Origin of the sequence: Streptococcus australis, assembly GCF_019930045.1 — a bacterium.
In the GTDB taxonomy this organism is placed as follows: Bacteria; Bacillota; Bacilli; order Lactobacillales; family Streptococcaceae; genus Streptococcus; species Streptococcus australis_D.
Genome location: NZ_JAHZQQ010000003.1, coordinates 46,635 through 73,425 on the forward strand (window position 1 = coordinate 46,635; position 26,791 = coordinate 73,425).

24 protein-coding genes and 1 other RNA gene are annotated in these 26,791 nt (G+C 43.1%); 22 read left to right on the forward strand and 3 right to left on the reverse strand.

Annotated features, from left to right (window positions below):
- Positions 1-212: 212 nt before the first annotated feature.
- The 13 genes from rsmH to pepC all read left to right on the forward strand — a co-directional run bounded on the left by rsmH (position 213) and on the right by pepC (position 13,921).
- Complete coding sequence (gene rsmH, locus K1J10_RS01430; RefSeq protein ID WP_195550509.1) at positions 213-1,163, forward strand: 16S rRNA (cytosine(1402)-N(4))-methyltransferase RsmH; 951 nt, start codon at positions 213-215, stop codon at positions 1,161-1,163.
- A 12-nt stretch (positions 1,164-1,175) separates the two neighbouring features.
- Positions 1,176-1,511: a cell division protein FtsL gene (ftsL, locus tag K1J10_RS01435; protein WP_223355636.1), complete on the forward strand. Its 336-nt coding sequence runs from the start codon at positions 1,176-1,178 to the stop codon at positions 1,509-1,511.
- A complete protein-coding gene (gene pbp2x / locus K1J10_RS01440) occupies positions 1,504-3,789 on the forward strand; it encodes a penicillin-binding protein PBP2X (RefSeq protein WP_223355637.1) in 2,286 nt (761 codons plus the stop codon). The genes ftsL and pbp2x overlap by 8 nt, the downstream gene beginning before the upstream one ends.
- Before the next feature lies 1 nt (position 3,790).
- Positions 3,791-4,792, forward strand: coding sequence for a phospho-N-acetylmuramoyl-pentapeptide-transferase (gene mraY, locus K1J10_RS01445; RefSeq protein ID WP_223355638.1), 1,002 nt, complete (start codon positions 3,791-3,793; stop codon positions 4,790-4,792).
- A gap of 127 nt (positions 4,793-4,919) precedes the next feature.
- Positions 4,920-6,263: a DEAD/DEAH box helicase gene (locus tag K1J10_RS01450; protein WP_223355639.1), complete on the forward strand. Its 1,344-nt coding sequence runs from the start codon at positions 4,920-4,922 to the stop codon at positions 6,261-6,263.
- 224 nt (positions 6,264-6,487) lie between these two features.
- Positions 6,488-7,294: an amino acid ABC transporter permease gene (locus tag K1J10_RS01455; RefSeq protein ID WP_120701202.1), complete on the forward strand. Its 807-nt coding sequence runs from the start codon at positions 6,488-6,490 to the stop codon at positions 7,292-7,294.
- Positions 7,291-8,034, forward strand: coding sequence for an amino acid ABC transporter ATP-binding protein (locus K1J10_RS01460; RefSeq protein ID WP_223355640.1), 744 nt, complete (start codon positions 7,291-7,293; stop codon positions 8,032-8,034). Before K1J10_RS01455 ends, K1J10_RS01460 begins: the two co-directional genes overlap by 4 nt.
- A gap of 195 nt (positions 8,035-8,229) precedes the next feature.
- Entirely contained in the window at positions 8,230-8,457 is a 228-nt protein-coding gene (locus tag K1J10_RS01465; RefSeq protein ID WP_006596860.1) for a DUF4059 family protein, read from the forward strand.
- Between the two features lie 58 nt (positions 8,458-8,515).
- Entirely contained in the window at positions 8,516-9,430 is a 915-nt protein-coding gene (gene trxB / locus K1J10_RS01470; RefSeq protein ID WP_023027724.1) for a thioredoxin-disulfide reductase, read from the forward strand.
- A gap of 198 nt (positions 9,431-9,628) precedes the next feature.
- Entirely contained in the window at positions 9,629-11,086 is a 1,458-nt protein-coding gene (locus tag K1J10_RS01475) for a nicotinate phosphoribosyltransferase (protein WP_223355641.1), read from the forward strand.
- On the forward strand, positions 11,083-11,907 hold the full coding sequence (gene nadE / locus K1J10_RS01480) for an ammonia-dependent NAD(+) synthetase (RefSeq protein ID WP_223355642.1): 825 nt from the start codon (positions 11,083-11,085) through the stop codon (positions 11,905-11,907). Before K1J10_RS01475 ends, nadE begins: the two co-directional genes overlap by 4 nt.
- 56 nt (positions 11,908-11,963) lie before the next feature.
- Positions 11,964-12,515, forward strand: a complete 552-nt coding sequence (locus K1J10_RS01485) for a GNAT family N-acetyltransferase (RefSeq protein WP_223355643.1) — start codon at positions 11,964-11,966, stop codon at positions 12,513-12,515.
- Between the two features lie 68 nt (positions 12,516-12,583).
- Complete coding sequence (gene pepC / locus K1J10_RS01490; RefSeq protein ID WP_223355644.1) at positions 12,584-13,921, forward strand: aminopeptidase C; 1,338 nt, start codon at positions 12,584-12,586, stop codon at positions 13,919-13,921.
- A gap of 61 nt (positions 13,922-13,982) precedes the next feature.
- Here the strand turns inward: pepC and pbp1a are convergent, their stop codons facing one another.
- Positions 13,983-16,100, reverse strand: coding sequence for a penicillin-binding protein PBP1A (pbp1a, locus tag K1J10_RS01495; protein ID WP_223355645.1), 2,118 nt, complete (start codon positions 16,098-16,100; stop codon positions 13,983-13,985).
- Positions 16,101-16,694 carry a Holliday junction resolvase RecU gene (recU, locus tag K1J10_RS01500; RefSeq protein ID WP_061564791.1) on the reverse strand — a complete coding sequence of 198 codons (594 nt, stop codon included), beginning with the start codon at positions 16,692-16,694 and terminating at the stop codon, positions 16,101-16,103.
- Positions 16,695-16,760: 66 nt separating this feature from the next.
- On the opposite strand from recU, the gene K1J10_RS01505 reads away from it, so the two are divergent.
- From K1J10_RS01505 to K1J10_RS01525, 5 genes are all read left to right on the forward strand, one after another.
- Positions 16,761-17,288 (forward strand): DUF1273 domain-containing protein, encoded by a 528-nt coding sequence (locus K1J10_RS01505; RefSeq protein ID WP_061564792.1) that lies wholly within the window; start codon positions 16,761-16,763, stop codon positions 17,286-17,288.
- 69 nt (positions 17,289-17,357) lie between these two features.
- Entirely contained in the window at positions 17,358-17,702 is a 345-nt protein-coding gene (gene gpsB, locus K1J10_RS01510; RefSeq protein ID WP_006597079.1) for a cell division regulator GpsB, read from the forward strand.
- Between the two features lie 22 nt (positions 17,703-17,724).
- Positions 17,725-18,090, forward strand: an RNA gene (gene rnpB, locus K1J10_RS01515) — RNase P RNA component class B.
- 64 nt (positions 18,091-18,154) lie between these two features.
- Positions 18,155-19,327, forward strand: coding sequence for a THUMP domain-containing class I SAM-dependent RNA methyltransferase (locus K1J10_RS01520; RefSeq protein ID WP_223355646.1), 1,173 nt, complete (start codon positions 18,155-18,157; stop codon positions 19,325-19,327).
- Positions 19,324-20,748, forward strand: coding sequence for a cell division site-positioning protein MapZ family protein (locus K1J10_RS01525; RefSeq protein WP_223355647.1), 1,425 nt, complete (start codon positions 19,324-19,326; stop codon positions 20,746-20,748). The genes K1J10_RS01520 and K1J10_RS01525 overlap by 4 nt, the downstream gene beginning before the upstream one ends.
- Before the next feature lie 43 nt (positions 20,749-20,791).
- On the opposite strand, the gene K1J10_RS01530 is transcribed toward K1J10_RS01525, so the two are convergent.
- Positions 20,792-21,274 (reverse strand): S-ribosylhomocysteine lyase, encoded by a 483-nt coding sequence (locus K1J10_RS01530; protein ID WP_223355648.1) that lies wholly within the window; start codon positions 21,272-21,274, stop codon positions 20,792-20,794.
- Between the two features lie 270 nt (positions 21,275-21,544).
- Between K1J10_RS01530 and K1J10_RS01535 the strand changes: the two genes are divergently transcribed.
- From K1J10_RS01535 to K1J10_RS01550, 4 genes are all read left to right on the forward strand, one after another.
- Entirely contained in the window at positions 21,545-23,152 is a 1,608-nt protein-coding gene (locus tag K1J10_RS01535; protein ID WP_223355649.1) for a ribonuclease Y, read from the forward strand.
- Positions 23,153-23,362: 210 nt separating this feature from the next.
- Positions 23,363-23,992: a guanylate kinase gene (gene gmk / locus K1J10_RS01540; RefSeq protein ID WP_006596846.1), complete on the forward strand. Its 630-nt coding sequence runs from the start codon at positions 23,363-23,365 to the stop codon at positions 23,990-23,992.
- Positions 23,993-24,019: 27 nt separating this feature from the next.
- Positions 24,020-24,334: a DNA-directed RNA polymerase subunit omega gene (gene rpoZ / locus K1J10_RS01545; protein WP_006596845.1), complete on the forward strand. Its 315-nt coding sequence runs from the start codon at positions 24,020-24,022 to the stop codon at positions 24,332-24,334.
- A gap of 62 nt (positions 24,335-24,396) precedes the next feature.
- Positions 24,397-26,787 carry a primosomal protein N' gene (locus tag K1J10_RS01550; protein ID WP_223355650.1) on the forward strand — a complete coding sequence of 797 codons (2,391 nt, stop codon included), beginning with the start codon at positions 24,397-24,399 and terminating at the stop codon, positions 26,785-26,787.
- The last annotated feature ends 4 nt before the right edge of the window (positions 26,788-26,791 follow it).

Here is a 26,791-nt window from a genome sequence, read left to right on the forward strand (position 1 = left end):
GTAGACTGCAATTAGATCGGCCACTAGCAGGCCAAGGAGGAGGTATTTCTTATCTTTCATAGAGTTATTGTATCACAATTTGCTTCTATCGGTCTATTGGTTGATAGGATGAGCTTTTGAAGAATGGGAACTTTTTATCCGAAAATGATGAGTGGATTGAGAAGAGAATCTCAAGTGCATCCTGGTCAGATTTGTGGTAAAATAGATAGGATATGAGTAAAGAATTTCATCATGTAACGGTCTTGCTCCATGAAACGATTGATATGCTGGATGTAAAGCCAGATGGAATCTATGTGGATGCCACTCTAGGTGGAGCTGGCCATAGCGAATATTTATTAAGTCAATTAAGTGAAAAAGGACATTTATATGCCTTTGACCAGGATCAGCATGCGATTGATAATGCGGAGAAACGATTAGCTCCTTATGTTGAAAAGGGCATGGTAACCTTCATCAAAGACAATTTCCGGAATCTTCAAGCGCGTCTCCAAGAACTGGGAGTCAATGAGATCGATGGAATCTGTTATGATTTAGGAGTTTCTAGTCCCCAGTTAGATGAGCGGTCTCGCGGTTTTTCTTATAAAAAAGATGCTCCCTTGGACATGCGGATGAATCAAGAAGCCTCTTTGACGGCTTATGAGGTGGTCAACAACTATGATTACCACGATTTAGTCCGAATCTTTTTCAAGTATGGGGAAGATAAGTTTTCCAAGCAAATTGCTAGAAAGATCGAACAAGCGCGTGCGGTAAAACCGATTGAAACGACGACAGAATTGGCTGAAATCATCAAATCGGCAAAACCGGCCAAGGAACTAAAGAAAAAGGGGCATCCAGCCAAACAAATTTTTCAGGCGATTCGAATTGAAGTCAACGATGAATTGGGAGCGGCGGATGAATCAATCCAGCAGGCCATGGATTTATTGGCAGTTGGTGGTCGTATCTCAGTTATTACCTTTCATTCCTTGGAAGATCGTTTGACCAAGCAATTGTTTAAAGAAGCTTCTACAGTAGAAGTACCGAAGGGCTTGCCTTTCATCCCAGAGGACTTAAAACCAAAAATGGAATTAGTCTCTCGAAAACCGATTCTTCCAAGCCAAGAAGAGTTAGAGAAGAACAACCGAGCTCATTCTGCAAAATTGCGGGTTGCTCGAAAAATTCATAAGTAAGAGGAAATAAACATGGCAGATCAACCATTACGATCTCGGGGCAGTCAATTGCAAGATCGTATTCGTCGCTTTACCAGAGTAGAAAAAGCTTTTTATGGCTCGATTGTCCTAACAGGGATTATTCTCGCTGTCAGTATTATTTTTATGCAGACGCGGATTCTACAAGTGCAAAGTGATTTGACAAACCTCAATACGGAACTAAAAACAAAAGAGACTGAACTAGAAGGTATCCGGCAAGAAGTCAATGAATTGATTCGATATGAACGCTTGTCTAAGTTAGCTAGTTCTCAGGGGATGACCCTCCAAAAAGAAAATCGAAAAGTGGTGAGTTCAAGTAGCGATGAATAAATTAAAGAAGAAAATCATTCGTTATTCCCTTAAAAAAAGGAAACTTCCAGACCAAAATCGTCGGCAAGTAGCTAAGAATTTAAGTTTGCTTTCCATTCTTGTTTTCTTCATATTTCTCATTAATTTTGCAGTTATCATAGGCACAGATAGCAAATTCGGAAAAAATTTATCTGAGTTATCCCATCAAGTCCATCAGAAAACAGAGATTGTTCCAGCCAAACGAGGAACAATTTATGACCGAAATGGAGCTGTTATTGCTGAGGATGCGACGACTTATAATGTTTATGCGATTATCGACAAAACCTATAAATCGGCAAAAGGTGAAGTTTTATACGTTGAAGAAAGTCAATACAACCAAGTAGCAGACGTTTTTAATCGTTATTTGGGCATGGAAAAAGACTATGTCGTCCAACAACTGTCTCAGAAGAAGCTCAACCAGGTTTCTTTTGGTGCAGCGGGGAACGATATCAGCTATAGCAATATGGATGCTATCCGGAGTGAACTAGAAGCTGCCAACATTAAAGGTGTTGATTTTACGACGAGTCCAAACCGGAGTTATAAAAATGGGACCTTTGCCTCTCAATTTATCGGTCAAGCTCAATTGATAGAAGATAAAGAAGGCAATAAAACCCTACAGGGAACAACGGGAATCGAAAAGTCTTTGGATCGGATCCTGGGTGGTCAGGATGGCGTTGTGACCTATGAAAAGGCTCGCAACGGAAATATTGTGCCGGGATCAGATAAGGTTGCTGTGAAGACAGAAGATGGGAAGGATGTCTACACAACCCTTTCTGCGGAACTTCAAACCTATCTCGAAACGCGTATGGATGTTTTCCAAGAAAAGGTAAAAGGTAAATATGTCAGTGCGACCCTGATCAGTGCCAAAACAGGGGAAATCCTTGCAACGACGCAACGTCCAACCTATAATGCAGATACCAAAGAAGGCTTGGATATTAAGAATCTGAGAACCTGGAACACGATTCTTTACCAGGATCAATACGAACCAGGTTCGACTATGAAGGTCATGTTATTAGCTTCGGCGATTGATCATGGAACTTTCCCAGCCTATAATGAAGTATACTACAGTAACGAACTACAAGTAAAAGATGCGACCATCCGTGACTGGGATGTCAATATGGGGCTGTCTGAAGGTCGCTATATGAATATTGCCCAAGGTTTTGCCTATTCAAGTAACATTGGGATGACCAAGCTTGAACAGAAGATGGGCAATAATGTCTGGATGAATTACCTCAGACTCTTTAAGTTCGGACTTCCTACACGTTTTGGAATGGGAGACGAAAGTTTTGGAGGCCTACCAGGAGATAACTATGTCACTCAAGCCATGTCTTCTTTCGGTCAAGGGATTTCGGTGACCCAAACGCAGATGTTGCGTGCATTTTCTGCCATTGCAAATGATGGGGAAATGTTGGAGCCTAAATTTATCAGTGCGATTTACGACGGCAAGCATGAAACTGCTCGTAAATCACAAAGAGAGATTGTCGGCAATCCAGTACCCGCTTCGGCTGCCCAACAGACCCGTAATTACATGATTACGGTAGGGACTGATCCTCAATTTGGTACCCTCTATTCATCGGATGGTCCCATTATCCAAGTAGCTGGACAAAATGTTGCTGTTAAATCAGGGACAGCCCAAATTGCGACAGCTAATGGCTACTTGGAAGGCGAAAATGATAATATCTACTCGATTGTTGTCATGACACCTGCTGAAGACCCAGATTTTATTATGTATGTGACAGTTCAACAGCCTGAAGTCAGCTTTAGTCCAAAGAGCTGGCAAGAACTAGTCAATCCAGTCTTGGAAGATGCGGTTGCTTTGAAGGATGAGTTGAATCTAGTAACGGAAACCAAAGCCTTGGATGGGGTCACGAAAGAGGACACCTATAAGATGCCGTCGGCAGAATCCTTGTCGAAAGAATTGAACTTGAAGCAGACCATCAGCCCAGGTGGCTTCGCAGATGAACTGCGTCGCAATCTGATCCAGCCTGTCGTCCTAGGAACTGGAAAGAATATTAAAAAGATGTCTGTATCAGCAGGAACGAAATTAAAAGCAAATGAGCAAGTGTTATTATTAACAGATGACTTGGATTCAGTTCCGGATATGTATGGCTGGACCAAGGAAAATGTTGATAAATTTGCGGAATGGACGGGCATTGAGATCACCTATAAAGGGGAAGGTTCTCGTGTGAGCAAACAAAACGTCAAAGTAGAAACTGCTTTAAAGAAGACGAAGAAAATAACAATTACATTAGGAGATTGATATGTTACTTGCTACCCTAGTAGTATCCTTTATACTGACAGTTATTGGCATTCCAGCCTTTATCCGTTTCTATCAACGGGCCCATATTTCGGGGCAACAAATGCACGAAGATGTGAAGCAACACAAAGCCAAAGCAGGCACTCCTACTATGGGGGGAGTAGTTTTCTTGATCACTTCAGTCTTTGTCACCCTTGTCTTTAGCTTCCTAACTGGGAACTTTACGCGTCCTGTTCAATTGATCCTCTTTATTTTGGTCTTGTATGGAATCGTCGGTTTCTTGGATGACTTCTTGAAGGTCTTTCGTAAGATCAATGAAGGATTAAATCCCAAGCAAAAATTAGCCCTGCAATTGGTGGGAGGGATCATTTTCTATCTCTTCTCTGAACGTCATGGAGCTGGTAGTCTTCTCAATGTCTTTGGTTGGGATGTCTATTTGGGACATTTCTATATTATCTTTGCCTTGTTCTGGTTGGTTGGTTTTTCAAACGCAGTCAATTTAACGGACGGGATTGATGGCTTGGCAAGCATTTCGGTAACCATCAGCTTGATCGCTTATTCCATCATCGCTGTTTGGCAAAGACGAATCGATATCCTTTTTGTGACGATCAGTATGATTGGAGCTCTATTAGGTTTCTTCGTCTACAACCACAAGCCGGCCAAGATTTTCATGGGAGATGTTGGAAGCCTAGCACTAGGTGGGATGCTTGCGACTCTATCCATGGCTCTCCACGTAGAGTGGACCTTGCTCTTGATTGGGATTGTCTACGTCTTTGAGACTAGCTCTGTCATGCTCCAAGTGTCCTATTTCAAATGGACCAAGAAACGGACAGGGGAAGGACGCCGGATCTTCCGCATGACGCCTTTCCATCACCATTTAGAATTAGGTGGTCTGTCTGGTAATGGACCTAAATGGTCTGAGTGGAAGGTTGATGCCTTTCTCTGGAGTGTTGGTGCAGGAATGAGCGCCTTGACTCTCTTGATTTACTATTTGACCAATTCATAAGTCATGAATCATAAAAGGTTGGGATTGCTATCTCAGCCTTTTTCGCGGGCTAGGAATTGCTGTCCAAAAGAAGAGCGGGAAGAGGAGTTTTCTGATATAATAGTAGAGATGATGAAAGGATAAGAGAATGAAATTTACAGATTTTAAGTTTAAGGACTATATCCAAGAGGCCTTAAAAGAAATTAATTTTATCGAAGCAACAGAAGTTCAAGAAAAGCTGATCCCGATTGTTTTAGCAGGCCGTGATTTGGTCGGTGAATCTAAAACAGGATCAGGGAAGACCCATACTTTCCTCTTACCAATTTTTCAAACCTTAAATGAGGATAGTAGCCATGTCGAAGTGGTCATTACAGCGCCTAGTCGGGAATTGGCAACACAGATTTACCAAGCGGCTCGTCAGATTGCTAGCCATTGTGAAAAAGAAATTCGGATTGCCAACTACGTTGGGGGAACTGATAAGGCTCGTCAAATCGATAAGCTCCAAATAGCCCAACCCCATATTGTCATTGGGACACCTGGACGGATCTATGATTTGGTCGCTTCTGGAGACTTGGCTATTCATAAGGCTCACACTTTTGTGGTTGATGAGGCGGATATGACTCTCGATATGGGCTTTTTGACGACGGTAGACAAGATTGCATCCAGTCTTCCAAAGAAGCTTCAGTTTTTGGTCTTCTCTGCTACGATTCCGCAAAAGTTACAACCCTTCTTGAAGAAATATTTGTCTAACCCTGTCATGGAGCAGATCAAAACCAAAACGGTAATCTCGGACACCATTGATAACTGGTTGGTATCGACAAAGGGGCGCGACAAAAACGAGCAGATTTATCAACTGACGCAGGCTCTTCAACCTTATCTGGCTATGATCTTTGTAAATACCAAGGACAGAGCGGACGATTTGCATGCTTTTCTAGTAGAGAAGGGGCTCAAAGTCGCTAAAATCCATGGGGGGGTTCCTCCACGGGAGCGCAAACGAATCATGAACCAAGTCAAAAACCTGGATTTTGAATATATCGTGGCGACTGACTTGGCAGCGCGTGGGATTGATATTGAAGGGGTCAGTCATGTTATCAACGATGCTATTCCACAAGACTTATCCTTCTTTGTCCACCGCGTTGGCCGGACTGGTCGGAATGGTCTTCCTGGCACAGCCATCACCCTCTATCAACCGAGTGATGACTCAGACATTCGGGAGCTTGAAAAATTGGGCATCCAGTTTGTCCCTAAGGTCTTGAAGGCTGGAGCTATCGAAGATACCTATGATCGGGATCGTCGGGCTAATCGTGAAAAACGCCAAGAAAGACTTGACATTGAGATGATCGGCTTGGTCAAGAAGAAAAAGAAAAAAATCAAACCAGGCTACAAGAAAAAAATCAAATGGGCTGTGGACGAGAAACGTCGCAAAGCCAAGCGAGCTGAGAATCGTGCTCGCGGTCGAGCAGAAAGAAAGGCGAAACGCCAAACCTTTTAGTGATAAAGAAATTTAAAGATTTCCATAAAAATTAACTATTTGGTCGCTGATTTATTTTGTGATAGACTATCTATAGATAGTCTATTTTTTTGCTCTTAGGGGAGACGCTTGCTTGAGATCACATCAGACCTGAAGCATGATTTACGAACGATCAGTAGCAAAACTCAGCATTTTAACTGTAAATATGATAGAATGATTCATTATCGAGGGAGGAAGTAACGAAGATGTTTACAACTACTTATCTGGCATCTGGCTGGTACGAAGAGTTTTTAAAATGGATACCAGAAGGAGAAATCTTTAACCTACGCGTCGTTTTTGAAGCTATTCCAGGAATTTTAAAAGAGCTTCCAAATACGATTTTATTAACCTTGGCAGGAGCCTTTTTTGGTTTATTGCTAGCGCTATTGTTTGCCATTGTCAAAATCAATCGGGTAAAAATCCTTTACCCGATCCAAGCTTTGTTTGTGAGTTTTTTAAGAGGGACACCAATTTTGGTTCAGTTGATGCTGACCTATTATGGAATCCCGCTCCTATTGAAGGCCATTAACCAACAATATGGGACAGCCTTTAATATCAACGATGTACCAGCCCATTTATTTGTCATTGTGGCCTTTGCCTTCAATGAGGCAGCCTATGCCAGTGAGACCATTCGGGCAGCGATTTTATCTGTTGATGCGGGTGAAATCGAAGCAGCGAAGAGTCTCGGCATGACTAATGCCCAAGTTTATCGTCGGATTATTATTCCAAATGCAGCCGTGGTTGCGACTCCGACCTTGATCAACTCTTTGATTGGTTTGACCAAGGGGACTTCTCTGGCCTTTTATGCAGGTGTTTTGGAAATCTTTGCCCAAGCCAAGATTATGTCGGGGAATGACAGTCGTTACTTCGAGCGCTTTATCTCTGTTTCATTGATCTACTGGGCCATTAATATTTTGATTGAACAATTGGGACGTTGGATCGAACAGGTACTCGCTATCAAAGATCCAAAAGTTGTTACCCAAACCTTGCAAGAGGAGGAACGAGCAGCATGATTCGGATTTCACAATTATCAAAATCTTTTTCCGGTCAAGTAGTCCTAGACCATCTCGATTTGGAAGTCCAAAAAGGGGAAGTTGTTGCCTTGATCGGTTCTTCTGGAGCTGGGAAATCAACCTTCTTGAGAAGCTTGAACTATTTGGAAGCCCCAGATAGTGGCAGTATTGAGATCAATGGGGAGAAGGTGGACTTTGAAACTATCAGCAAGGACGAGATCCTGACCCTTCGAAGAAAACTAGCTATGGTCTTTCAACAGTTTAATCTTTTCAGTCGCAAGACTGCTTTGGATAATGTCAAGGAAGGACTAATCGTCGTCAAAGGCTTACCCGACCAGGAAGCGACCAAGATTGCCAAAGAAGAACTCGCAAAAGTCGGTCTGTCGGACCGCGAAACCCATTATCCTCGTCATTTGTCCGGAGGGCAGAAGCAACGGGTAGCCTTGGCGCGAGCCCTAGCCATGAAGCCGGAAGTCCTCTTGTTGGATGAGCCAACTTCAGCCCTCGATCCGGAATTGGTCGGAGAGGTAGAAAAAGCCATCGCAGCAGCAGCTCAGGCAGGTCAAACCATGATTTTGGTTAGCCATGATATGAGCTTTGTTTCCCAGGTGGCAGACAAGGTCTTGTTCCTCGACAAGGGGAAAATTATTGAATCTGGCACTCCAGAAGAAATCATGAAATCTCCTAAAGAAGAGCGGACAAAAGAATTCTTTGCTAGTTACAAACGAACATTTGTTTGATATAATATATAAGAGCTCGAGTCTGGAACGCGATGTTTCAGACTCGGATTTTTCTTTGAGTAGGTGCCTCAGGAAAAGAGGATTATATGTAGTTCATTTTTCCGCATAGATAGAAGTTTCAAGTTGATTTAATAGTGAACGAAACGAATCGGCATCTCGTCCCCTCATTCCAATCTTGGATACTAAGGAGATCTTATGTTAAACCAATTGCTATCTCTCTATATCGAGAGCCTAATCATCACTTCAATTGGGGTGTTGGTTGCTTCAGCTATTTGGATAGGCTTGCGAGCAGCTCGTAAGACGGATAAAACAGCTAAGGAACGCCAGTTACACCTCTATGATATTTTATTAATTGATATTATGACAATTCCAGTCCTCACCTTTGCAGTCATTGGAGTTCTGTTTATTCTTCGAGCAAGATAATTGCAAAATGGTTCAATTGGAGTTAGAATCAAGATAGTTACAACAAAAGGAGAAGCTTATGTATGATACACTGATTATCGGTGCAGGACCTGCGGGTATGACTGCAGCCTTGTATGCAGCCCGTAGCAATCTAAAGGTTGCCTTGTTAGAAGCTGGAATTCCTGGCGGACAGATGAACAATACGTCCGATATCGAGAATTACCCAGGCTATGCCAATATCAGTGGACCTGAATTGGCTGAAAAAATGTTCGAGCCACTAGAAGCCCTTGGTGTGGAACACTTGTTTGGCAGAGCCGAAAACATTGTGGATCAAGGAAGCTACAAGGAAATTACGACAGATGATGGCCTCTTGCAAGCCAAGACCGTTATTATCGCAACAGGTTCCAACCATCGCTTGTTGGGAGTTCCGGGTGAAGAAGAATTAAATAGTCGTGGGGTTTCTTATTGCGCTGTCTGTGATGGTGCCTTCTTCCGGGATGAAGACCTCATGGTTGTTGGTGGAGGAGATTCTGCGGTTGAAGAGGCAATCTTCCTGACTCAGTTTGCTAAGTCTGTTACCATTGTTCATCGACGCGATGCCCTACGTGCCCAAAAAGTTCTTCAAGACCGAGCTTTTGCCAATGAAAAGATTCACTTTGCTTGGAATACAGTGGTCGAAGAGATCAAAGGGGATAACCGTGTGACCAGTCTGGTCTTAAAAGATGTTCAAACAGGTGAGGTTCGTGAGCAAGCAGCTGGTGGTGTCTTTATCTATGTGGGCTTGGATCCTGTTAGTGACTTTGCCAAAGACCTCGGTATTCTAGATGACCAAGGTTGGGTGATCACGGATGATCACATGAAGACCTCTGTGCCGGGTGTCTTTGCGGTTGGTGATGTCCGCCAAAAAGATCTTCGTCAGGTCACTACAGCTGTTGGGGATGGCGCTGTCGCCGGTCAAGAAGCTTATAAATATATTACTGAACACGAAGAATAAGAGAGAAGAAAGGGATGTTCGTCTGATGGAAAGAGACGAAGATCCCTTCTTTTTTACGATAAAAAATGAGGCTTAACTCGGATTAAACTCATGTGGTCCTGCTTAAAATGTGCTATAATGTGTTTAAAATTATTTTGGACTGTGCCAGTTGACAGAGCGTGACTGGTGCCATGACGTAAAAAAGAAGAGGGATCAAACATGTACCCAGATGATAGTTTAACTCTCCATACTGATTTGTACCAAATCAATATGATGCAGGTTTACTTTGAGCAAGGCATCCACAATAAAAAGGCGGTCTTCGAAGCCTATTTCCGCCAGCAACCCTTCAAAAATGGCTATGCCGTCTTTGCAGGTCTTGAGCGCATTGTCAACTATTTGAAGAATCTACGTTTTTCAGAGTCGGATATTGCCTACTTAGAATCCTTAGGCTACGAAGGAGCCTTCCTGGATTACTTGAAAAATTTCAAAATGGAATTGACTGTTCGTTCTGCCAAAGAAGGGGACCTGGTCTTTGCCAATGAGCCGATTGTCCAAGTAGAAGGACCGCTTGCCCAGTGTCAGTTGGTTGAAACGGCCCTCCTCAATATTGTCAATTTCCAAACCTTGATTGCCACAAAAGCCGCTCGGATCAAGGCTGTAATCGAAGACGAACCTTTGATGGAGTTCGGGACTCGTAGAGCGCAAGAAATGGATGCAGCTATTTGGGGAACCCGTGCAGCTGTTATTGGAGGCGCTAACGGGACCAGTAACGTACGTGCAGGAAAACTCTTTGACATCCCTGTCCTTGGGACCCATGCCCATGCCCTGGTGCAGGTCTATGGCGATGATTATAAAGCCTTTAAGGCCTATGCTGAGACCCATCGCAACTGTGTCTTCCTAGTGGATACTTATGATACGTTACGCATCGGAGTTCCAGCTGCGATTCAGGTAGCGCGTGAGATGGGCGATCGCATTAACTTCCTAGGCGTGCGGATTGACTCTGGAGATATTGCCTACATCTCGAAAAAGGTTCGCCAGCAGTTGGATGAAGCTGGTTTCACAAAAGCGAAGATTTATGCCTCAAATGATTTGGATGAAAACACTATCCTCAATTTGAAGATGCAAAAGGCTAAAATTGATGTCTGGGGTGTCGGAACCAAGTTGATCACGGCCTATGACCAACCAGCCCTTGGAGCAGTCTATAAGATTGTTGCTATCGAAGACGAAAATGGTCAAATGCGAAACACCATCAAGCTGTCTAACAATGCTGAGAAGGTCTCAACTCCAGGGAAGAAGCAAGTTTGGCGCATTACCAGTCGGGAAAAGGGCAAATCTGAAGGAGATTACATCACTTACGATGGAGTAGATGCCAATGAACTGACAGAAATCAAGATGTTCCATCCGACCTATACCTATATCAAGAAGACGGTTCGTGATTTTGACGCAATCCCGCTCTTGGTTGATATTTTCAAAGATGGAAAACAAGTCTACGAATTGCCAGCTTTGATGGATATCCAAGCCTATGCTCGGAAGGAATTCGATAAGCTCTGGGATGAGTACAAACGCGTTCTCAATCCACAACATTACCCAGTGGACTTAGCCAAGGATGTATGGCAAGATAAGATGGACCTGATTGATCAGATGCGTCAGAAAGCCTTGGGAGGTGAAGAAGAATGAGCCTACAAGAAGACATTATTGCCCAATTAGGGGTCAAGCCGGTTATTGATCCTCAAGAAGAGATTCGCCGGTCGATTGATTTTTTGAAGGACTACTTGCAAAAATATCCCTTTCTGAAGACCTTTGTCTTAGGAATTTCGGGAGGACAGGACTCGACCCTAGCGGGTCGCCTGGCTCAATTGGCCATGGAGGAAATGCGGGCAGAGACTGGAGATGCCAGTTATCAGTTTGTTGCAGTCCGCTTGCCCTACGGTGTCCAAGCAGATGAAGCAGATGCCCAAAAGGCCTTAGCCTTCATCCAGCCAGATGTGAGCCTAGTCGTGAACATCAAGGAATCGGTCGATGCCATGGAGCGTGCTGTCGAAGCGACAGGAACGGATGTCTCAGACTTTAATAAGGGCAATATCAAGGCACGGAGCCGGATGATTGCTCAGTATGCCTTAGCTGGAGCCTATAGCGGAGCCGTCATTGGGACCGACCATGCGGCCGAAAATATCACGGGATTCTTTACCAAGTTTGGCGATGGCGGAGCCGATATCCTTCCGCTATACCGCCTCAACAAGCGCCAAGGCAAGCAGTTGCTTCAGGCGCTAGGAGCTGATCCAGCCTTGTATGAGAAGGTACCGATTGCAGATTTGGAAGAGGAGAAGCCAGGTATCGCTGACGAAGTAGCTCTTGGGGTGACCTATGCAGAAATTGATGACTACCTGGAAGGGAAATCAGTTAGCCCAGAAGCTCAAGCAACTATTGAAAATTGGTGGCACAAAGGCCAACACAAACGTCATCTACCGATTACGGTATTTGATACCTTCTGGCGTTGATAGGAAAGAAAAGTCGGTTGAGCCGACTTTTTTAAAACAGAATAGGAGAAAAGAGGGTGAGGAAATTAGGTACGATTGAACTGGAGACCAACCGTTTATTATTAAGACGCTTTGTTGTAGAGGATGCAACAGCTATGTTTGAAAATTGGGCATCTGATACAGATAATCTTAAATATGTGACTTGGAATCCGCATCCAAATCCTCAAGTAACTCGGGCTTCGATCGAAAGGTGGCTCCTTCATTACCAAGGAGAAAATACCTACAAATGGGCGATTTGTAAGAAAGATGATCCCGCACAAGTGATAGGTGATATCAGTGTCGTTTCTCAGGATTCGCAAAAAGAAATGTGTGAAGTTGGCTATATTCTAGGGAAAAAGTTTTGGGGTCAAGGTCTGATGACAGAAGCCCTCCAGGCTGTTTTACGCTTTTTGTTGCTAGAAGTGGGATTCAAGGAAGTTCAGGCCAAGTATGTCAGCTTGAACCCTGCTTCGGGACGGGTAATGGCAAAAGCTGGAATGCATGATCTTGAAACTATACCAAATGCTGTCGCTAGAAAAGGCTATGTTGGAAATCAAATCATTTACACGATCCGTTCTTCTGACCTTTAAAACAATTTTTACTTGAAGATTTTAGACAATGGTCTATAATGGTAAGTAGCTTTACAAAGGAGAATTTTATGTCAGAATTAACACAAGAATTTACAGATCAACTTTATACAAATTACCAAGCAAATGTGAAATTTGCGGCTATCGAAAATGCCATCACCCACAATGGGATTCATGCAGCTTTAGAGACACGCAAAAGTGCAGTAGAAAACACACCCGTCTTTTCTCTTGATTTAACCAAGGACAAGGTGACGGACCAGAAAGCTTCTGGTCGTTGCTGGATGTTTGCGGCTCTGAATACCTTCCGTCATAAAATGATTTCGAGCTTCCAATTAGAGGATTTTGAGTTGTCTCAAGCACACACTTTCTTTTGGGACAAGTACGAAAAATCCAACTGGTTCTTGGAACAAATCATTGCGACAGCGGATCAGGATTTAACCAGTCGCAAGGTGGCCTTCCTCCTTCAAACTCCTCAACAAGATGGTGGTCAATGGGATATGGTCGTTTCCCTCTTTGAAAAATATGGGGTCGTACCCAAGTCTGTCTATCCAGAATCCATCTCATCTAGCAATAGCCGAGAGCTCAATACCTACTTAAATAAATTATTGCGCCAAGATGCTCAGATCCTTCGCGAATTACTTGCGAGTGGAGCAGATCAAGCAACGGTTCAAAGCAAGAAAGAAGAACTCCTCCAAGAAATCTTTAATTTCTTGGCCATGTCACTTGGCTTGCCCCCTCGTACATTTAGTTTCTCTTATCGCGATAAGGACAATAATTTCCACACAGAGTCTGGCTTGACACCTCAAAGCTTTTACAAAAAATATGTGGATCTTCAGTTGGAGGACTACGTTTCTGTTATCAATGCGCCTACGGCAGACAAGCCTTATGGCCAGTCTTACACAGTAGAGATGCTAGGGAATGTGGTCGGTAGCCGTGAAGTCCGCTACCTCAACGTTCCGATGGAGCGCTTGAAAGAATTGGCCATTGCCCAAATGAAAGCTGGGGAAACTGTTTGGTTTGGATCAGATGTCGGCCAAGTTAGCAACCGGAAAGCTGGAATCCTTGCGACAGATGTCTACGATTTTGAAGCGGGAATGGATATCCAGCTGACTCAAGATAAGGCAGGGCGTTTGGATTATGCGGAAAGTCTCATGACCCATGCCATGGTCTTGACTGGTGTGGATCTGGACGAAGCTGGACGCTCTCTCAAATGGAAGGTTGAGAATTCTTGGGGAGAGAAAGTCGGAACAGATGGCTACTTCGTCGCTTCTGACGCCTGGATGGACGAATACACCTACCAAATCGTCGTTCGTAAGGAACTGTTGACGGCAGAAGAATTGGTTGCTTATGAGGCAGAACCGATTGTCCTAGCTCCTTGGGATCCAATGGGGGCTTTGGCTTCTAAATAAGATACATAAAAAACACGATTGTTTAAGAACAATCGTGTTTTATTCATATAGTGTGGTCTAATTAGTGATTTTGCTCATTCTCTTTAGAAGATGATTCTGTGTGTTCAGAATTCTCTTCTGAGCTAGATGAACTTGAGCTTTCTTCTGTTGATTCGCTCGTTTCTTCAACTGTATAGCTTGGCTCATAATAGTAGTAATTGTAGTTATTCTTACCATTATTGAGATATAGGTAAGAACCGCTACGGTATACACCACTTGGTTGGGTCCAATCAGTGCTACCTGATCCGTTTTGCTCATACAAATACAACATCATTTGTTTGTAGACATCTGTTGCGACTTTGATTCCATCATCCAGTACGGGAGTCAAGCGATTGGTGTACCCTGTCCAAACAGCCATAGAATATTGAGTGGTGTAACCCACAAACAATTCATCTGGTGTCACAATGCTTGAGTAACTGTAGTCTTTGGTTAGTTTCTTCAATTCATTGTCTGAATAGTTAGAGGTACCTGTTTTACCGGCATGATAAAGACCGGAGATATAAGCGTTGTATCCTGTACCAGCTGTGATAACAGATTTCAACATATCAGTCATCATGTAAGCGGTGGCTTCTTTCATCACTCGCGTTCCAGAGGTATCAAAGTTCTTCGTTGTACCATCGCTAAAGACAACCCGATTCACATATTGTGGCTTGTAATAGGTACCGCCATTTGCGAATGTTGCATAAGCAGCGGCCATCTTCTCACTGCTAGCCCCGTATTTGTTGCTAGAGTCGCTGGTATTACTTGAGATGGCATTTGCATATACCATTTCTGGATAATCGATTCCGATGCTGCTCAAGAATTTCTGAGCCTTCTTCAAACTAACTTTTTCAAGGGCCCGGACCGCAGGAACGTTACGGGATTGTTGGAGAGCATAGACCATGCTGATATTGCCATAGTATTGTCTATCCCAGTTATAAATTTGCGTATTTGTACCAGGGAAGTTGTACGGTGTATCAGGAATGGTTACTCCAGTGGAGCTATATTCTTCATGTTCAATCGCGGGAGCATAGTCTGAGATAGGTTTCATTGTAGAACCCCAATCTCGGTTCGTTTCTACAGCTTGGTTGGTACCGAAGGATACATTAGATGATTGATGACGAGATCCCAACTGAGCAATGACTTTTCCGTTTGTCACATCGACGATAGTAGAAGCAACTTGCAACTCATTATCTGGATAATTGACATATTCGTCAGAGTTGTAAATATCCCACAGGCGTTTTTGAGCTGCGGTATCGACGTTGGTGTATACATCCATACCAGTTGTCAAGACATTGTAGCCTGTCTCTTCTTCGACTTGTTGGATGACTTCTTTGAGGTAGTTATCCATATAAGCAGGATAGTTGCTTGAGCTGGTTAGACTTTGTAAACCATCTGTAACAGGTGTATTGACGGCACTTTCATACTGTTCGTTAGAGATAGACTTCATATCTAACATTTCTTTGAGAACCAGATTACGGCGTTGGAGAGCAGCTTCCGGATGAGTGTATGGGTCGTATTGGTTCGGTGCCTGAGGCATTCCGGCCAATAGGGCTAATTGTGGGAGAGAAAGTTCCTTCAAATCTTTGGCATAATAACTACGAGCAGCTGTCTGCATCCCGTAGTTTCCGTTAGACATATAAACTTTGTTGATGTAGTAGGTCAAAATCTCTTGTTTGGTTGCTTTTTGTTCTAATTGAGTAGCAAGCCAAGCTTCTTGAATTTTTCGTGACAGGGTTTGATCGGACGAAGAAGTAGAGAAGTAAGTGAGCTTGATTAACTGCTGTGTGAGAGTGGATCCCCCTTGGCGACCTCCTCGGAGGTTATTGAAGAAGGCTCCTCCAATACGAATAAAGTCTAGACCTCTATGGTTAAAATAACGGTGGTCTTCAATTGCCACAATCGCATTCACCAAGTCTGTTGGGATTTCACTGGTCTTCACATTAATTCGTTTTTCGGCACCCAAATCTGCAATCAGATTGTTTTGATTATCATAGATTTTACTTGATGTCGTTGCGACGAGGTCTTTCTCAGAAAGAGTCGGTGCTTTTGCGGCATAGTATCCAAATACCAATCCACCCAGAATAAGTAAAAGGAAAAATAAGGAAATAGCCGCAATCGCTGCATATTTTAACCACTGGATAACTGTTTGTTTGTTCATTTAATTACCGCCTAGTAGATTCTGTTCGATAATATCGAGATAAGGGACGCTTGGAAGGCGATCTGTCTCGATACGAAAACCATTTTTCTGTATAAAGGTCAATGGCATAGATTTACTGCCGTGATCGATGTTGTAAAAGTCGATTAAGGAAGGAGCGGGCAGTAGATAGGTCTCATTGAGCTTTGCAAAATGCAAGAGCACGAAACAAATTCCTCCCTGTTGGACGACCGCTGCCATGTGATCAATCTGGTGCTGGTGAAAGTTTTTCATCGGCATGGATTGTTTTTGCTGGGTCTCTTTTGCTTCAAAATCAATGTAGTGTCCTTTATAAACACCAGAATAGTCTGTGGTAGACGCCTGGCGAAAATAAGCTTCTACAATCTTTGCCCGACTGCGATGAGGATAGTCCACCTTTACAATCTGGATGGGGGTCGGCTTTTTATGAATCACCGCTAGCCCTTTAGAAAGGTAGTACTGATTGCTCTCATTAATCATTTTTTCAAATGTCATCCCCCGATTGGCAAAGTTTACACTTTGCTTCCTCTGGATGGGCGAAGAAGATTTCTTGCTAAGTTTGTGAGGATAGTTGACCATCATTCTCCTTATTGGTACAATTACATCACTCTATTATATCACAAAATGAAGAAGGGAGGGGAAATAATGAATAGTTTACTGATTACAGGTTATAAGGCATTTGAATTGGGAATTTTGACAGCTAAGGACCCCAGACTTCCCATTATTAAAGAGGCGATTCGCAGGGATTTAGTCCGTTATTTGGAAGAGGGCGTTAAGTGGCTGATTTTTACGGGTAATCTAGGTTTTGAATCCTGGGCCTTAGAGGTTGCCCAGGAATTAAAAAAAGAATACGAGATACAGCTGGCCACGATTTTTATGTTTGAAAACCAAGGAGAGAACTGGAATGAGGCCAATCAAGAACTCCTTAGTCGCTTTAAACAGGCTGATTTTGTCAAGTATGCCTATCCCTCTTATAGCCAGCCAGGCCAATTTAAAGAATACAATACTTTTTTGTTAGAAAATACAGATGGTGCTTATTTATTTTACGACCCAGAACATGAAACAAATCTCAAATATCTTTACAAAATGATGCTAGAAATGGATCAGTATCATGTCAAAAGATTAAACTTTGATGACTTAAATGAAGTAGCGGAAAAAATTTGCGAAAAATAAGTGATTTACCTTGATTTTTGCTCCTCATTTTTTATATAATGATTATGATTAACTAGAACGGAGAGAATGATGGCAAGTATTATTTTTACTGCGAAAGATATTTTTGATCAAGATTTCAAAAAAGAAGTTCGTGGATTTAGTAAAGTTGAGGTAAATGAGTTTTTGGATGATGTCATCAAAGACTATGAAACCTATGCTGCCTTAGTGAAGGAATTGAAAGAAGAAAATGCTCGGCTCCGTGAAGAATTAGCGAAGAAAACGAGTCAAGCAACTCCGAGTCCATCAGTTCCTGAATCTGCTCCAAAGCATGAGTTTCCTCAGGTCACTACTACGACAAACTTCGATATTTTGAAACGCTTAAATCGTCTTGAAAAAGAAGTCTTCGGGAAACAAGTCGTAGATCGTGATTTTTAAGACATAAAAGATGAATCGTGCAATTTTTGGATAATCGCGTGAGAGCTTTCTCTCATGAGGAAAGTCCATGCTAGCACAGGCTGTGATGCCTGTAGTGTTTGTGCTAGGTGAATCCATAAGCCTAGGGACTTGATGTTCAAGTTACGGCGAGCGAACGGGCTAAGTCTTCGGATAGGTTTTAGTAACTCTGAAAGTGCCACAGTGACGTAGTTTTTAGGGAAACCTAAAAAGTGGAACGAGGTAAACCCCTCAAGCTAGCAACCCAAACTTTGGTCGGGGCATGGGATGCATGGAAACGAACATAGTATCCTGACTGGAAACAGTAGACAGATGATTATCGAAGGGAATGGTACCTAGTCATTTCTGGAACAAAACATGGCTTATAGAAAATTGCATATAGGTGGTGAGGGGGAGAGTGATCTCAACCTCCTTTTTTAAGTAATGGGTAACAAATGAAAAAACAATTTGAATTGATCGCGACAGCTGCAGCTGGTCTAGAGGCTGTAGTAGGTCGTGAATTACGAGATCTGGGCTATGACTGTCAAGTGGAAAATGGTCGCGTTCGTTTTCAGGGAGATGTTCGTGCGATCATCGAAACCAATCTCTGGCTTCGAGCAGCTGATCGGATCAAGATTGTGGTCGGGTCATTTCCAGCTCCTACCTTTGAGGAACTTTTCCAAGGAGTTTTTGCCTTAGATTGGGCTCAACACCTTCCTTTAGGGGCTCGCTTCCCAATTGCAAAGGCGAAGTGTGTCAAGTCCAAACTACACAATGAACCGAGTGTACAAGCTATTTCGAAAAAAGCTATCGTTAAGAAATTGCAGAAGCATTATGCTCGCCCTGAAGGGGTTCCTCTGATTGAAAATGGCGCAGAGTTTAAAATCGAAGTTTCTATTTTGAAGGACCTAGCAACGATCTTGATTGATACGACAGGTAGTAGTCTATTCAAACGTGGCTATCGGACTGAAAAAGGGGGAGCTCCAATTAAAGAAAATATGGCGGCAGCTATTCTCCAACTTTCCAATTGGTATCCAGATAAACCTTTGATTGATCCTACATGTGGATCAGGGACCTTCTGTATCGAGGCAGCGATGATGGCTCGTCAGATAGCACCCGGTTTGAGACGAACCTTCTCTTTTGAAGACTGGAATTGGGTAGACGATCGTCTGATCCAAGAAGTTCGCACAGAGGCCAGTAAAAAAATCAATCGGGACCTAGTGTTGGATATTATGGGAACGGATATCGATGCGCGGATGGTTGAGATTGCTAAAGAGAATGCTCAAAAAGCTGGGGTCGCTAGCGACATCACCTTTAAACAAATGCGAGTTCAAGATTTGCGGTCTGATAAGATCAATGGAGTCATCATCTCCAACCCTCCATATGGAGAACGCTTATCTGATGATGCTGGAGTTACAAAACTGTATGCTGAAATGGGTGAGGTTTTTGCTCCCCTGACGACCTGGAGTAAGTTTATCTTGACCAGTGATGAAAACTTTGAGAAGAAATTTGGGCGTCCAGCAGATAAAAAACGGAAATTATATAACGGGACCTTAAAGGTTGATTTGTATCAATTTTTTGGAGAACGGGTGCGACGACAATCGTCAAATGAGAAAGGAAGCATATGACAAAAGAAGATAAACAGCAATTGGGTCAAGATGCAGAGTCAGTTCTTGATTTTCAAGATGCAAAAGAAATGACCATCGGTCAAGCCAATCGTAAGGCAGAAGAGATCGAAGCAGGTGTTAAAGAGACGGACAATGTTCTCGATAAGTACATCAAGCAACACCGAGAAGAAATCGAAGCTGATAAGTTTGATACCCTCATCATGAAACAACCTTTGGCGACTGAAGAAATCACAGGAAGTACAGATGCTCCAGTTGAAGAAACGCCTGTAGCAGTTGAAACAGAGGATTTAGGAGAGACAAAGCGGATTCCAGATCCCCTTCCCCTAGAACGTCCAGCTAAGATTAAATTTGGTCCAGAACCAACAGAACCATACGTAGAAGAAGAAATTGAGATCCCAGTGGAGCCGAAAAAGAGTCGTGTGAAGCCAGTCCTCCTTTCAGTTCTTGCTTTAACAGCAGTGGCGACAGCTAGCTGGTTCTCTTACCAATGGATGCGCAACCAATCAAATGGGGAAACCAAGCTTGTTTCTTCTTCTAGCTCGTCAAGCAAGTCTTCTTCCTCTTCTTCTTCTTCTTCTTCAAGTAGCGTTAACACGGAAGCTGCTCTCAAAGAATTTAATGATCAATATGCCAGCTTCTTTACAGATGACTCTAAAACAAGCCTAAAAAATGATTCTTTTGGTAATTTGGAAAAATTAAAAGCAAGCTTGGATAAGTTGAAAGATACCAAAGAGTACGAAGCTGCGAAGACGAAGTATGATGAATTGGTCAAGCAAGTATCAGCGATTCAGACAGTGAACTCTCAGTTTACCAGTCCAGTTATCAAAGATGGTGTTATTGATGCCAATGCTCAAGTGAAAAGTGATGCAGTCTTTTCAGATGCTTCAACAGCCAATACACAATTGAATCAATTGTTGAAGGATGCTGCGACTCAAGGTCGTTCGCAACAAGTTGCGACACCAGCTCCAGTCACAGATGGAGGGAATAGTACAGGTGGAGTTTCGGCGACGACTAGTCCCGCAACAGTGACAACCGCACCTAGCTCTCCTCAAGTGACACCAGGGGCTGGCAATACAACAGGAGGTGTTAATCCTGGATACTCTGGCTTTGGTCTTCAAAGTACTGGTGTGCCTCTTCAACGGAATTTGAGTCGGGTACCATACAATCAGGCGGCGCTTGATGATGTTTACAATCCTGCTTGGACCTTTAATCCAGGAGTCCTTGAAAAGATTCTAAAGATTGCTCGGGAACGTGGTCATATCATTGGGGATCAATACATTCTGGAGCGTGTGAATATTATCAAGGGGAATGGTTACTACAACCTCTTTAAACCAGATGGAACTTATTTGTTTAGTATCAATGCTAAAACAGGCTACTTTGTCGGAAACGGGAAAGGTCATTCCGATGCATTGGATTATTAAGAATTAAAAAAGACTTCTCTTTGAAAGAGAAGTCTTTTGTTTTTTATACGATATGGCGTGTGAATGGATCGTCAGAAATACCTTGTTCGAGAATCAATTTGCACCACTCTTTGGCAGAAAAGAGGCTGTGATCTTTATAGTTTCCGCAAGATTTAATCGTCGTTCCTGGGACGTCCTCCCAGCTAGTCGCTTCAGCAATTTCCTCTAGGGAGGATTTAATGACTTGTGCAATGGTTTTTTGATCGTGCTGTCCCCACATAATCATATGAAAGCCAGTACGACACCCAAATGGGGAACAATCAATCATGCCATCAATGCGTTTACGGATTAACATAGCTAAGAGGTGCTCAATCGTATGTAAACCAGCAGTCGGGATAGAGTCTTCATTTGGTTGAACCAAGCGGATATCATAGTTTGAGATAACATCTCCTTTTGGTCCAGTTTCCTCTCCGATTAGGCGGACGTAAGGGGCTTTTACAGCAGTGTGGTCTAGTTCAAAACTTTCCACGATAACTTCTTTCGTCATGTATCTTCCTCAATTTCTTTTTTCTTGATTATAGCACAATTGTCAGTGGATGAAAACATAAGAGAAGAGAGAGGCAAGTAGCCGTTGAAATAAGATTCAGAAGCTTGTTTTTAGGGTGTTTTCCCGTTAGAATCAAGGGAAAGAAGCCTTAGAATAATAGCAGAAATAGATTAGTTTTCGCTAGAAAATTTGTTTGTTAATTTTGTAAAAATATGATAAAATAATAAAGAATTTTTTAATTCAACTATTCATTAGATTAGGGGTAAAAACATGGAATTTGGAATTGCAATTGTTTTTGCCGCAATCATTGGTTTAGTCATTGGATATGTAGGGATCTCAGTCAAGATGAAAGCATCGAAAGAGGCTGCAGAACTTACTCTTTTAAATGCTGAACAAGAAGCAACGAATTTACGTGGACAGGCAGAGCGCGAAGCTGATTTGATTTTGAAAGAAGCTAAGCACGAGTCTAGTTCACTTAAAAAAGAAGCACTTTTGGAGGCAAAGGAAGAAGCCAGAAAATATCGAGAAGAAGTCGATGCTGAGTTTAAATCAGAGCGTCAAGAATTAAAACAATTAGAAACCCGCTTAGCGGAACGTTCGAATAATCTTGATCGCAAAGATGACAATCTTACGAGCAAAGAGCAAGCTCTTGAACAAAAAGAGCAAAGTCTTTCAGATAGAACTAAACACATTGATGCGCGTGAAGAACAATTACATGAGCTAGAAAAGAAGAAAGAAGAAGAATTAGAAAAAATTGCTTCTCTGACTCAATCGGAAGCACGTGATATTATCTTAACGCAAACAGAAGAACGACTTTCCAAAGAGATTGCGACTCGAATTCGAGAAGCAGAAGTGGAAGTGAAAGAACGTTCAGATAAAGTTGCAAAAGATATCCTGGTTCAAGCCATGCAACGGATGGCCGGGGATTTTGTGGCAGAACAGACCAACTCAACGGTTCATTTACCAGATGATGGAATGAAGGGCCGGATTATTGGTCGCGAAGGTCGAAATATCCGAACCTTCGAAAGCTTGACAGGTGTGGATGTGATTATTGATGACACTCCAGAAGTAGTCACCCTGTCTGCATTTGATCCGATTCGTCGGGAAATCGCACGAATGACCATGGAAAGTCTCTTGAAAGATGGTCGCATCCATCCAGCTCGGATTGAAGAGTTGGTAGAGAAGAACCGTTCGGAAATTGACCAACGGATTCGTGAATATGGTGAAGCAGCAGCCTATGAAATTGGCGCACCAAATCTACATCCTGATTTGATGAAGATTATGGGACGCTTACAATTCAGAACTTCTTATGGACAGAACGTCTTGCGTCACTCCATTGAGGTTGCTAAGTTATCTGGTATTATTGCTAGTGAGCTTGGTGAAAATGCTACCTTGGCTCGTCGAGCTGGTTTCCTTCATGATATTGGTAAAGCCATCGACCGTGAGGTAGAAGGTAGCCACGTAGAAATTGGTACTGAATTAGCTCGTAAATACAAAGAGCATCCAGTTGTTGTCAATACGATTGCTAGTCACCATGGTGATGTTGAACCAGAAAGTGTCATCGCAGTTATTGTTGCAGCAGCAGATGCCTTGAGTGCAGCGCGTCCAGGTGCCCGGAGCGAGTCTCTTGAAAGCTACATCAAACGCCTGCAAGATCTTGAAGAAATTGCAAATGGCTTTGAGGGAGTTAAGACCAGCTTTGCCTTGCAAGCAGGTCGTGAAATTCGAATTATGGTCAGCCCTGAAGAAGTCAAGGATGATAAGTTGACCATCTTGGCTCATGATATCCGTGAGAAGATTGAGTCCAACTTGGAGTACCCTGGTAACATCAAGGTAACCGTTATTCGTGAATTACGTGCCATTGATTATGCAAAATAGAGCTTGTTAAAAGCCATATATAAAAGATAGTCAGCTAAGGTGGAACAACCTTAGTTGGCTATTTTTTTGTGAGTCGTGTTAAAAATGGGTTAGCACAGATGAAATGGTTCATTGGTAGAGAAGTGGTTAGGGCCTTGCCTCAAGGAAAAATCTGTTGAAAAATCTTTCTATTTTTGTTACACTAGATAGAAAGACAGCGAAGGAGACAAAATGGCGGATCGAGGATTATTAATCGTTTTCTCAGGGCCCTCAGGTGTTGGGAAAGGAACGGTTAGACGTGAGATTTTTGAAAGCTCAGACAATCAGTTTCAATACTCAGTATCGATGACAACACGTGCACAACGTCCAGGTGAAGTGGACGGAGTAGATTATTTCTTCCGGACACGTGAAGAATTTGAGGAATTGATTCGTCAAGGTCAAATGCTCGAATATGCTGAATATGTTGGCAATTACTATGGGACTCCCTTGACCTATGTGAACGAAACCCTCGATAAAGGGATCGATGTTTTCCTTGAAATCGAGGTGCAAGGGGCTTTGCAGGTCAAGAAAAAGGTACCAGATGCCGTCTTCATTTTCTTAACTCCTCCAGATTTGGATGAATTGCAAGACCGTTTGGTTGGACGCGGCACAGATAGTGCGGAAGTCATTGCCCAGCGGATTGAAAAAGCAAAAGAAGAAATTGCCCTCATGCGGGAGTACGATTATGCCATTGTCAACGATCAAGTACCTTTGGCTGCAGAACGTGTTAAACGTGTGATTGAGGCAGAACATTTCCGTGTTGATCGGGTCATTGGTCACTACCAAGAAATGCTTCCCAAAGCCACTCAAGTGGTACGATAATTAGAATAGGAATTAGGTAAAAAGATTATGATGTTAAAACCATCTATTGACACATTGTTGGATAAAGTACCGTCAAAATACTCTTTGGTTATTCTTGAAGCCAAACGAGCTCATGAGTTAGAGAGTGGTGCAACTCCTACTCAAGAATTTCAATCAGTAAAATCTACCTTGCGTGCCTTGGAAGAGATTGAATCAGGAAATGTGGTGATTCACCCAGATCCAGAAGCTAAGCGTGAAGCGGTTCGTCGTCGAATCGAAGCAGAACGCTTGCGTAAAGAAGAAGAAGAGCGTAAAATTAAAGAACAAATCGCGAAAGAAAAAGAAGATGGTGAAAAAATTTAAGGTTGGGTTCGCTCAATCTTATTTTTTGCTATTTAGCGCTAGGACAGGAAGGAGGTGAAAGCATGCTCGCACAAGTCATCGTTGATGTTCCCTTGATGCAAACAGACAAACCCTATAGTTACCAGGTACCAGGAGAGTTTTCTCCTTTCTTGGAAAAAGGAATGCGGGTGCATGTTCCCTTTGGAAAGGGAAATCGGCTCATTCAAGGGATTGTGGTTGGCCTTGAAGAGACCACTCCAGCAGCTCAAGACCAAGAATTGAAAAGTATTGTGGAGGTCTTAGACTACCAACCAGTTCTAGGAGAGGAGCAATTTTGGCTGGCAGATCAGTTGCGGAAGACGGTTTTTGCCTACAAGATCACCCTCTTAAAAGCCATGCTACCGAGTGTTTTAAATTCTTCCTATGACAAAATTCTCCATCCGACAGAACTGTTATCGCCAGAGGATAGAGAAGACATTTTTGGAACAGCGACCAGCTTGGCCTTTTCTTCTTTGGATATTGATGCTCAAGCACGAATGATGCGACTGACTCGTAAGGGAGAGCTGGAAGTAGAATACCAAGCAGTGGATCGTAAACATATCAAAACAGAAAAATGGTATCGAGTAAATCAACCCCTACTTGAAAATTTGGAAATCGCTAAGAATGCTAAAAAGCGCTTGGCCTTGCGAGACTTTGTCCAAGGTCAGGAAGAAGAAGCACCTTTGAGTGATTTATTGGCGGAATTCTCTCGTCCAGTTGTGAACTATTTCATCGACCAGGGTGCCTTGCTTATTTTTGAAAAAGAAGTCAATCGTGCGGCTGCCTACTTTAAAGACAAAGAGTCGACAGAGGCCTTGGTTTTAAATGCTGAACAAGAACGAGCAGTTCAAGCGGTAACCAGCAAAATTGGGCAACCTTCCAAACCCTTCTTGCTAGAAGGGGTGACAGGAAGTGGAAAGACGGAAGTTTACCTCCAAATCATCCAAGAGGTGCTGGATAAGGGGAAAACAGCTATTATGTTGGTTCCTGAAATTTCCTTGACGCCTCAAGTGACGGATCGCTTCATTTCTCGCTTTGGGGATCGGGTGGCCATCCTTCATTCAGGTCTATCCAACGGTGAAAAATACGATGAGTGGAGACGTGTTGAACGTGGAGAAGCTCAAGTGGTCGTAGGAGCGCGGTCTGCTATCTTTGCACCTCTGAAGAACCTAGGGGCTATCATTATCGATGAAGAACATGAGGCTACCTATAAACAAGATAGCAATCCTCGCTACCATGCGCGTGAAGTGGCCTTGCTACGAGCTCAGTATCACCGGGCTGTTTTGGTCTTGGGGTCGGCGACACCTAGTCTAGAAACACGAGCCCGAGCAGGAAAAGGAGTCTATGAATTTCTTCAATTGACCCAACGAGCTAATCCTCTTGCCCGTATTCCAGAGGTGGAAGTGATTGATTTCAGGGATTATATTGGCCAGCAAGAATCCGGAACCTATACACCTAAGTTGCTAGAAGCGATAGTAGAACGTCTGCAACGAAAAGAGCAAGTCGTCCTCATGCTCAATCGCCGGGGTTATTCCAGCTTTGTGATGTGTCGGGAGTGCGGTTATGTAGATACCTGTCCGAATTGTGATATTTCCTTGACCCTTCACATGGATACCAAGACGATGGATTGCCATTATTGTAATTACCACAAGGCCATTCCAACAGTCTGCCCTAATTGTCAAAGTCGATCGATTCGTTATTACGGGACGGGGACCCAGAAGGCCTACGATGAGCTGCAAGAAATTTTCCCCGAGGCTTGTATTCTGCGGATGGACGTTGATACTACTCGGAAAAAAGGGAGTCACGAGGCCTTGTTGGACCAGTTCGGTCAAGGGCAAGCGGATATTTTGCTTGGGACCCAGATGATTGCCAAGGGCTTGGATTTCCCCAATGTAACGCTAGTCGGTGTCCTCAATGCTGATACAGCTCTAAATTTGCCTGATTTTCGCTCGTCAGAGCGGACTTTCCAACTGTTAACCCAGGTGGCAGGGCGGGCTGGTCGTGCGGATAAAGAGGGCCAGGTTCTGATTCAGACCTATAATCCTCATCATTATGCTATTGAATATGCGAAACGCCAAGATTATGAAGGGTTTTATGCCTATGAAATGAAGGTGCGCCACCAATTAGGCTATCCACCTTATTATTACACCGTAGGTTTAACCCTCTCTCACAAACAAGAAGAGGTCGTGGTTAAAAAAGCATATCAGGTGATGGACCTGTTGAAAGCAGGTCTGTCCGATCAGGTCCAAATCTTGGGACCAACGCCAAAACCGATTGCTCGCACGCATAATTTGTTCCATTATCAAATCCTGTTGAAGTACCGGTTTGAAGACCATTTGCCACAGGTTTTAAATCAGATTTTGGACTATACTCAAGAGCGGGAAAATCAAGATCTTCGAGTCAGCATTGACAATGAACCGCAAAGTTTTATGTAGAAGG

Bases quoted from the DNA above. Each gene is read 5' to 3' on its own strand.
- recU (WP_061564791.1), bottom strand. From the start codon at position 16,694: ATGGTCAACTATCCTCACAAACTTAGCAAGAAATCTTCTTCGCCCATC.
- gpsB (WP_006597079.1), top strand. From the start codon at position 17,358: ATGGCAAGTATTATTTTTACTGCGAAAGATATTTTTGATCAAGATTTC.
- mraY (WP_223355638.1), top strand. From the start codon at position 3,791: ATGTTACTTGCTACCCTAGTAGTATCCTTTATACTGACAGTTATTGGC.
- K1J10_RS01450 (WP_223355639.1), top strand. From the start codon at position 4,920: ATGAAATTTACAGATTTTAAGTTTAAGGACTATATCCAAGAGGCCTTA.
- K1J10_RS01520 (WP_223355646.1), top strand. From the start codon at position 18,155: ATGAAAAAACAATTTGAATTGATCGCGACAGCTGCAGCTGGTCTAGAG.
- K1J10_RS01535 (WP_223355649.1), top strand. From the start codon at position 21,545: ATGGAATTTGGAATTGCAATTGTTTTTGCCGCAATCATTGGTTTAGTC.
- K1J10_RS01550 (WP_223355650.1), top strand. From the start codon at position 24,397: ATGCTCGCACAAGTCATCGTTGATGTTCCCTTGATGCAAACAGACAAA.
- pbp1a (WP_223355645.1), bottom strand. From the start codon at position 16,100: ATGAACAAACAAACAGTTATCCAGTGGTTAAAATATGCAGCGATTGCG.
- pbp2x (WP_223355637.1), top strand. From the start codon at position 1,504: ATGAATAAATTAAAGAAGAAAATCATTCGTTATTCCCTTAAAAAAAGG.
- trxB (WP_023027724.1), top strand. From the start codon at position 8,516: ATGTATGATACACTGATTATCGGTGCAGGACCTGCGGGTATGACTGCA.
- K1J10_RS01475 (WP_223355641.1), top strand. From the start codon at position 9,629: ATGTACCCAGATGATAGTTTAACTCTCCATACTGATTTGTACCAAATC.
- K1J10_RS01465 (WP_006596860.1), top strand. From the start codon at position 8,230: ATGTTAAACCAATTGCTATCTCTCTATATCGAGAGCCTAATCATCACT.
- K1J10_RS01530 (WP_223355648.1), bottom strand. From the start codon at position 21,274: ATGACGAAAGAAGTTATCGTGGAAAGTTTTGAACTAGACCACACTGCT.
- gmk (WP_006596846.1), top strand. From the start codon at position 23,363: ATGGCGGATCGAGGATTATTAATCGTTTTCTCAGGGCCCTCAGGTGTT.
- K1J10_RS01505 (WP_061564792.1), top strand. From the start codon at position 16,761: ATGAATAGTTTACTGATTACAGGTTATAAGGCATTTGAATTGGGAATT.
- rpoZ (WP_006596845.1), top strand. From the start codon at position 24,020: ATGATGTTAAAACCATCTATTGACACATTGTTGGATAAAGTACCGTCA.
- K1J10_RS01460 (WP_223355640.1), top strand. From the start codon at position 7,291: ATGATTCGGATTTCACAATTATCAAAATCTTTTTCCGGTCAAGTAGTC.
- pepC (WP_223355644.1), top strand. From the start codon at position 12,584: ATGTCAGAATTAACACAAGAATTTACAGATCAACTTTATACAAATTAC.
- K1J10_RS01525 (WP_223355647.1), top strand. From the start codon at position 19,324: ATGACAAAAGAAGATAAACAGCAATTGGGTCAAGATGCAGAGTCAGTT.
- ftsL (WP_223355636.1), top strand. From the start codon at position 1,176: ATGGCAGATCAACCATTACGATCTCGGGGCAGTCAATTGCAAGATCGT.
- nadE (WP_223355642.1), top strand. From the start codon at position 11,083: ATGAGCCTACAAGAAGACATTATTGCCCAATTAGGGGTCAAGCCGGTT.
- rsmH (WP_195550509.1), top strand. From the start codon at position 213: ATGAGTAAAGAATTTCATCATGTAACGGTCTTGCTCCATGAAACGATT.
- K1J10_RS01455 (WP_120701202.1), top strand. From the start codon at position 6,488: ATGTTTACAACTACTTATCTGGCATCTGGCTGGTACGAAGAGTTTTTA.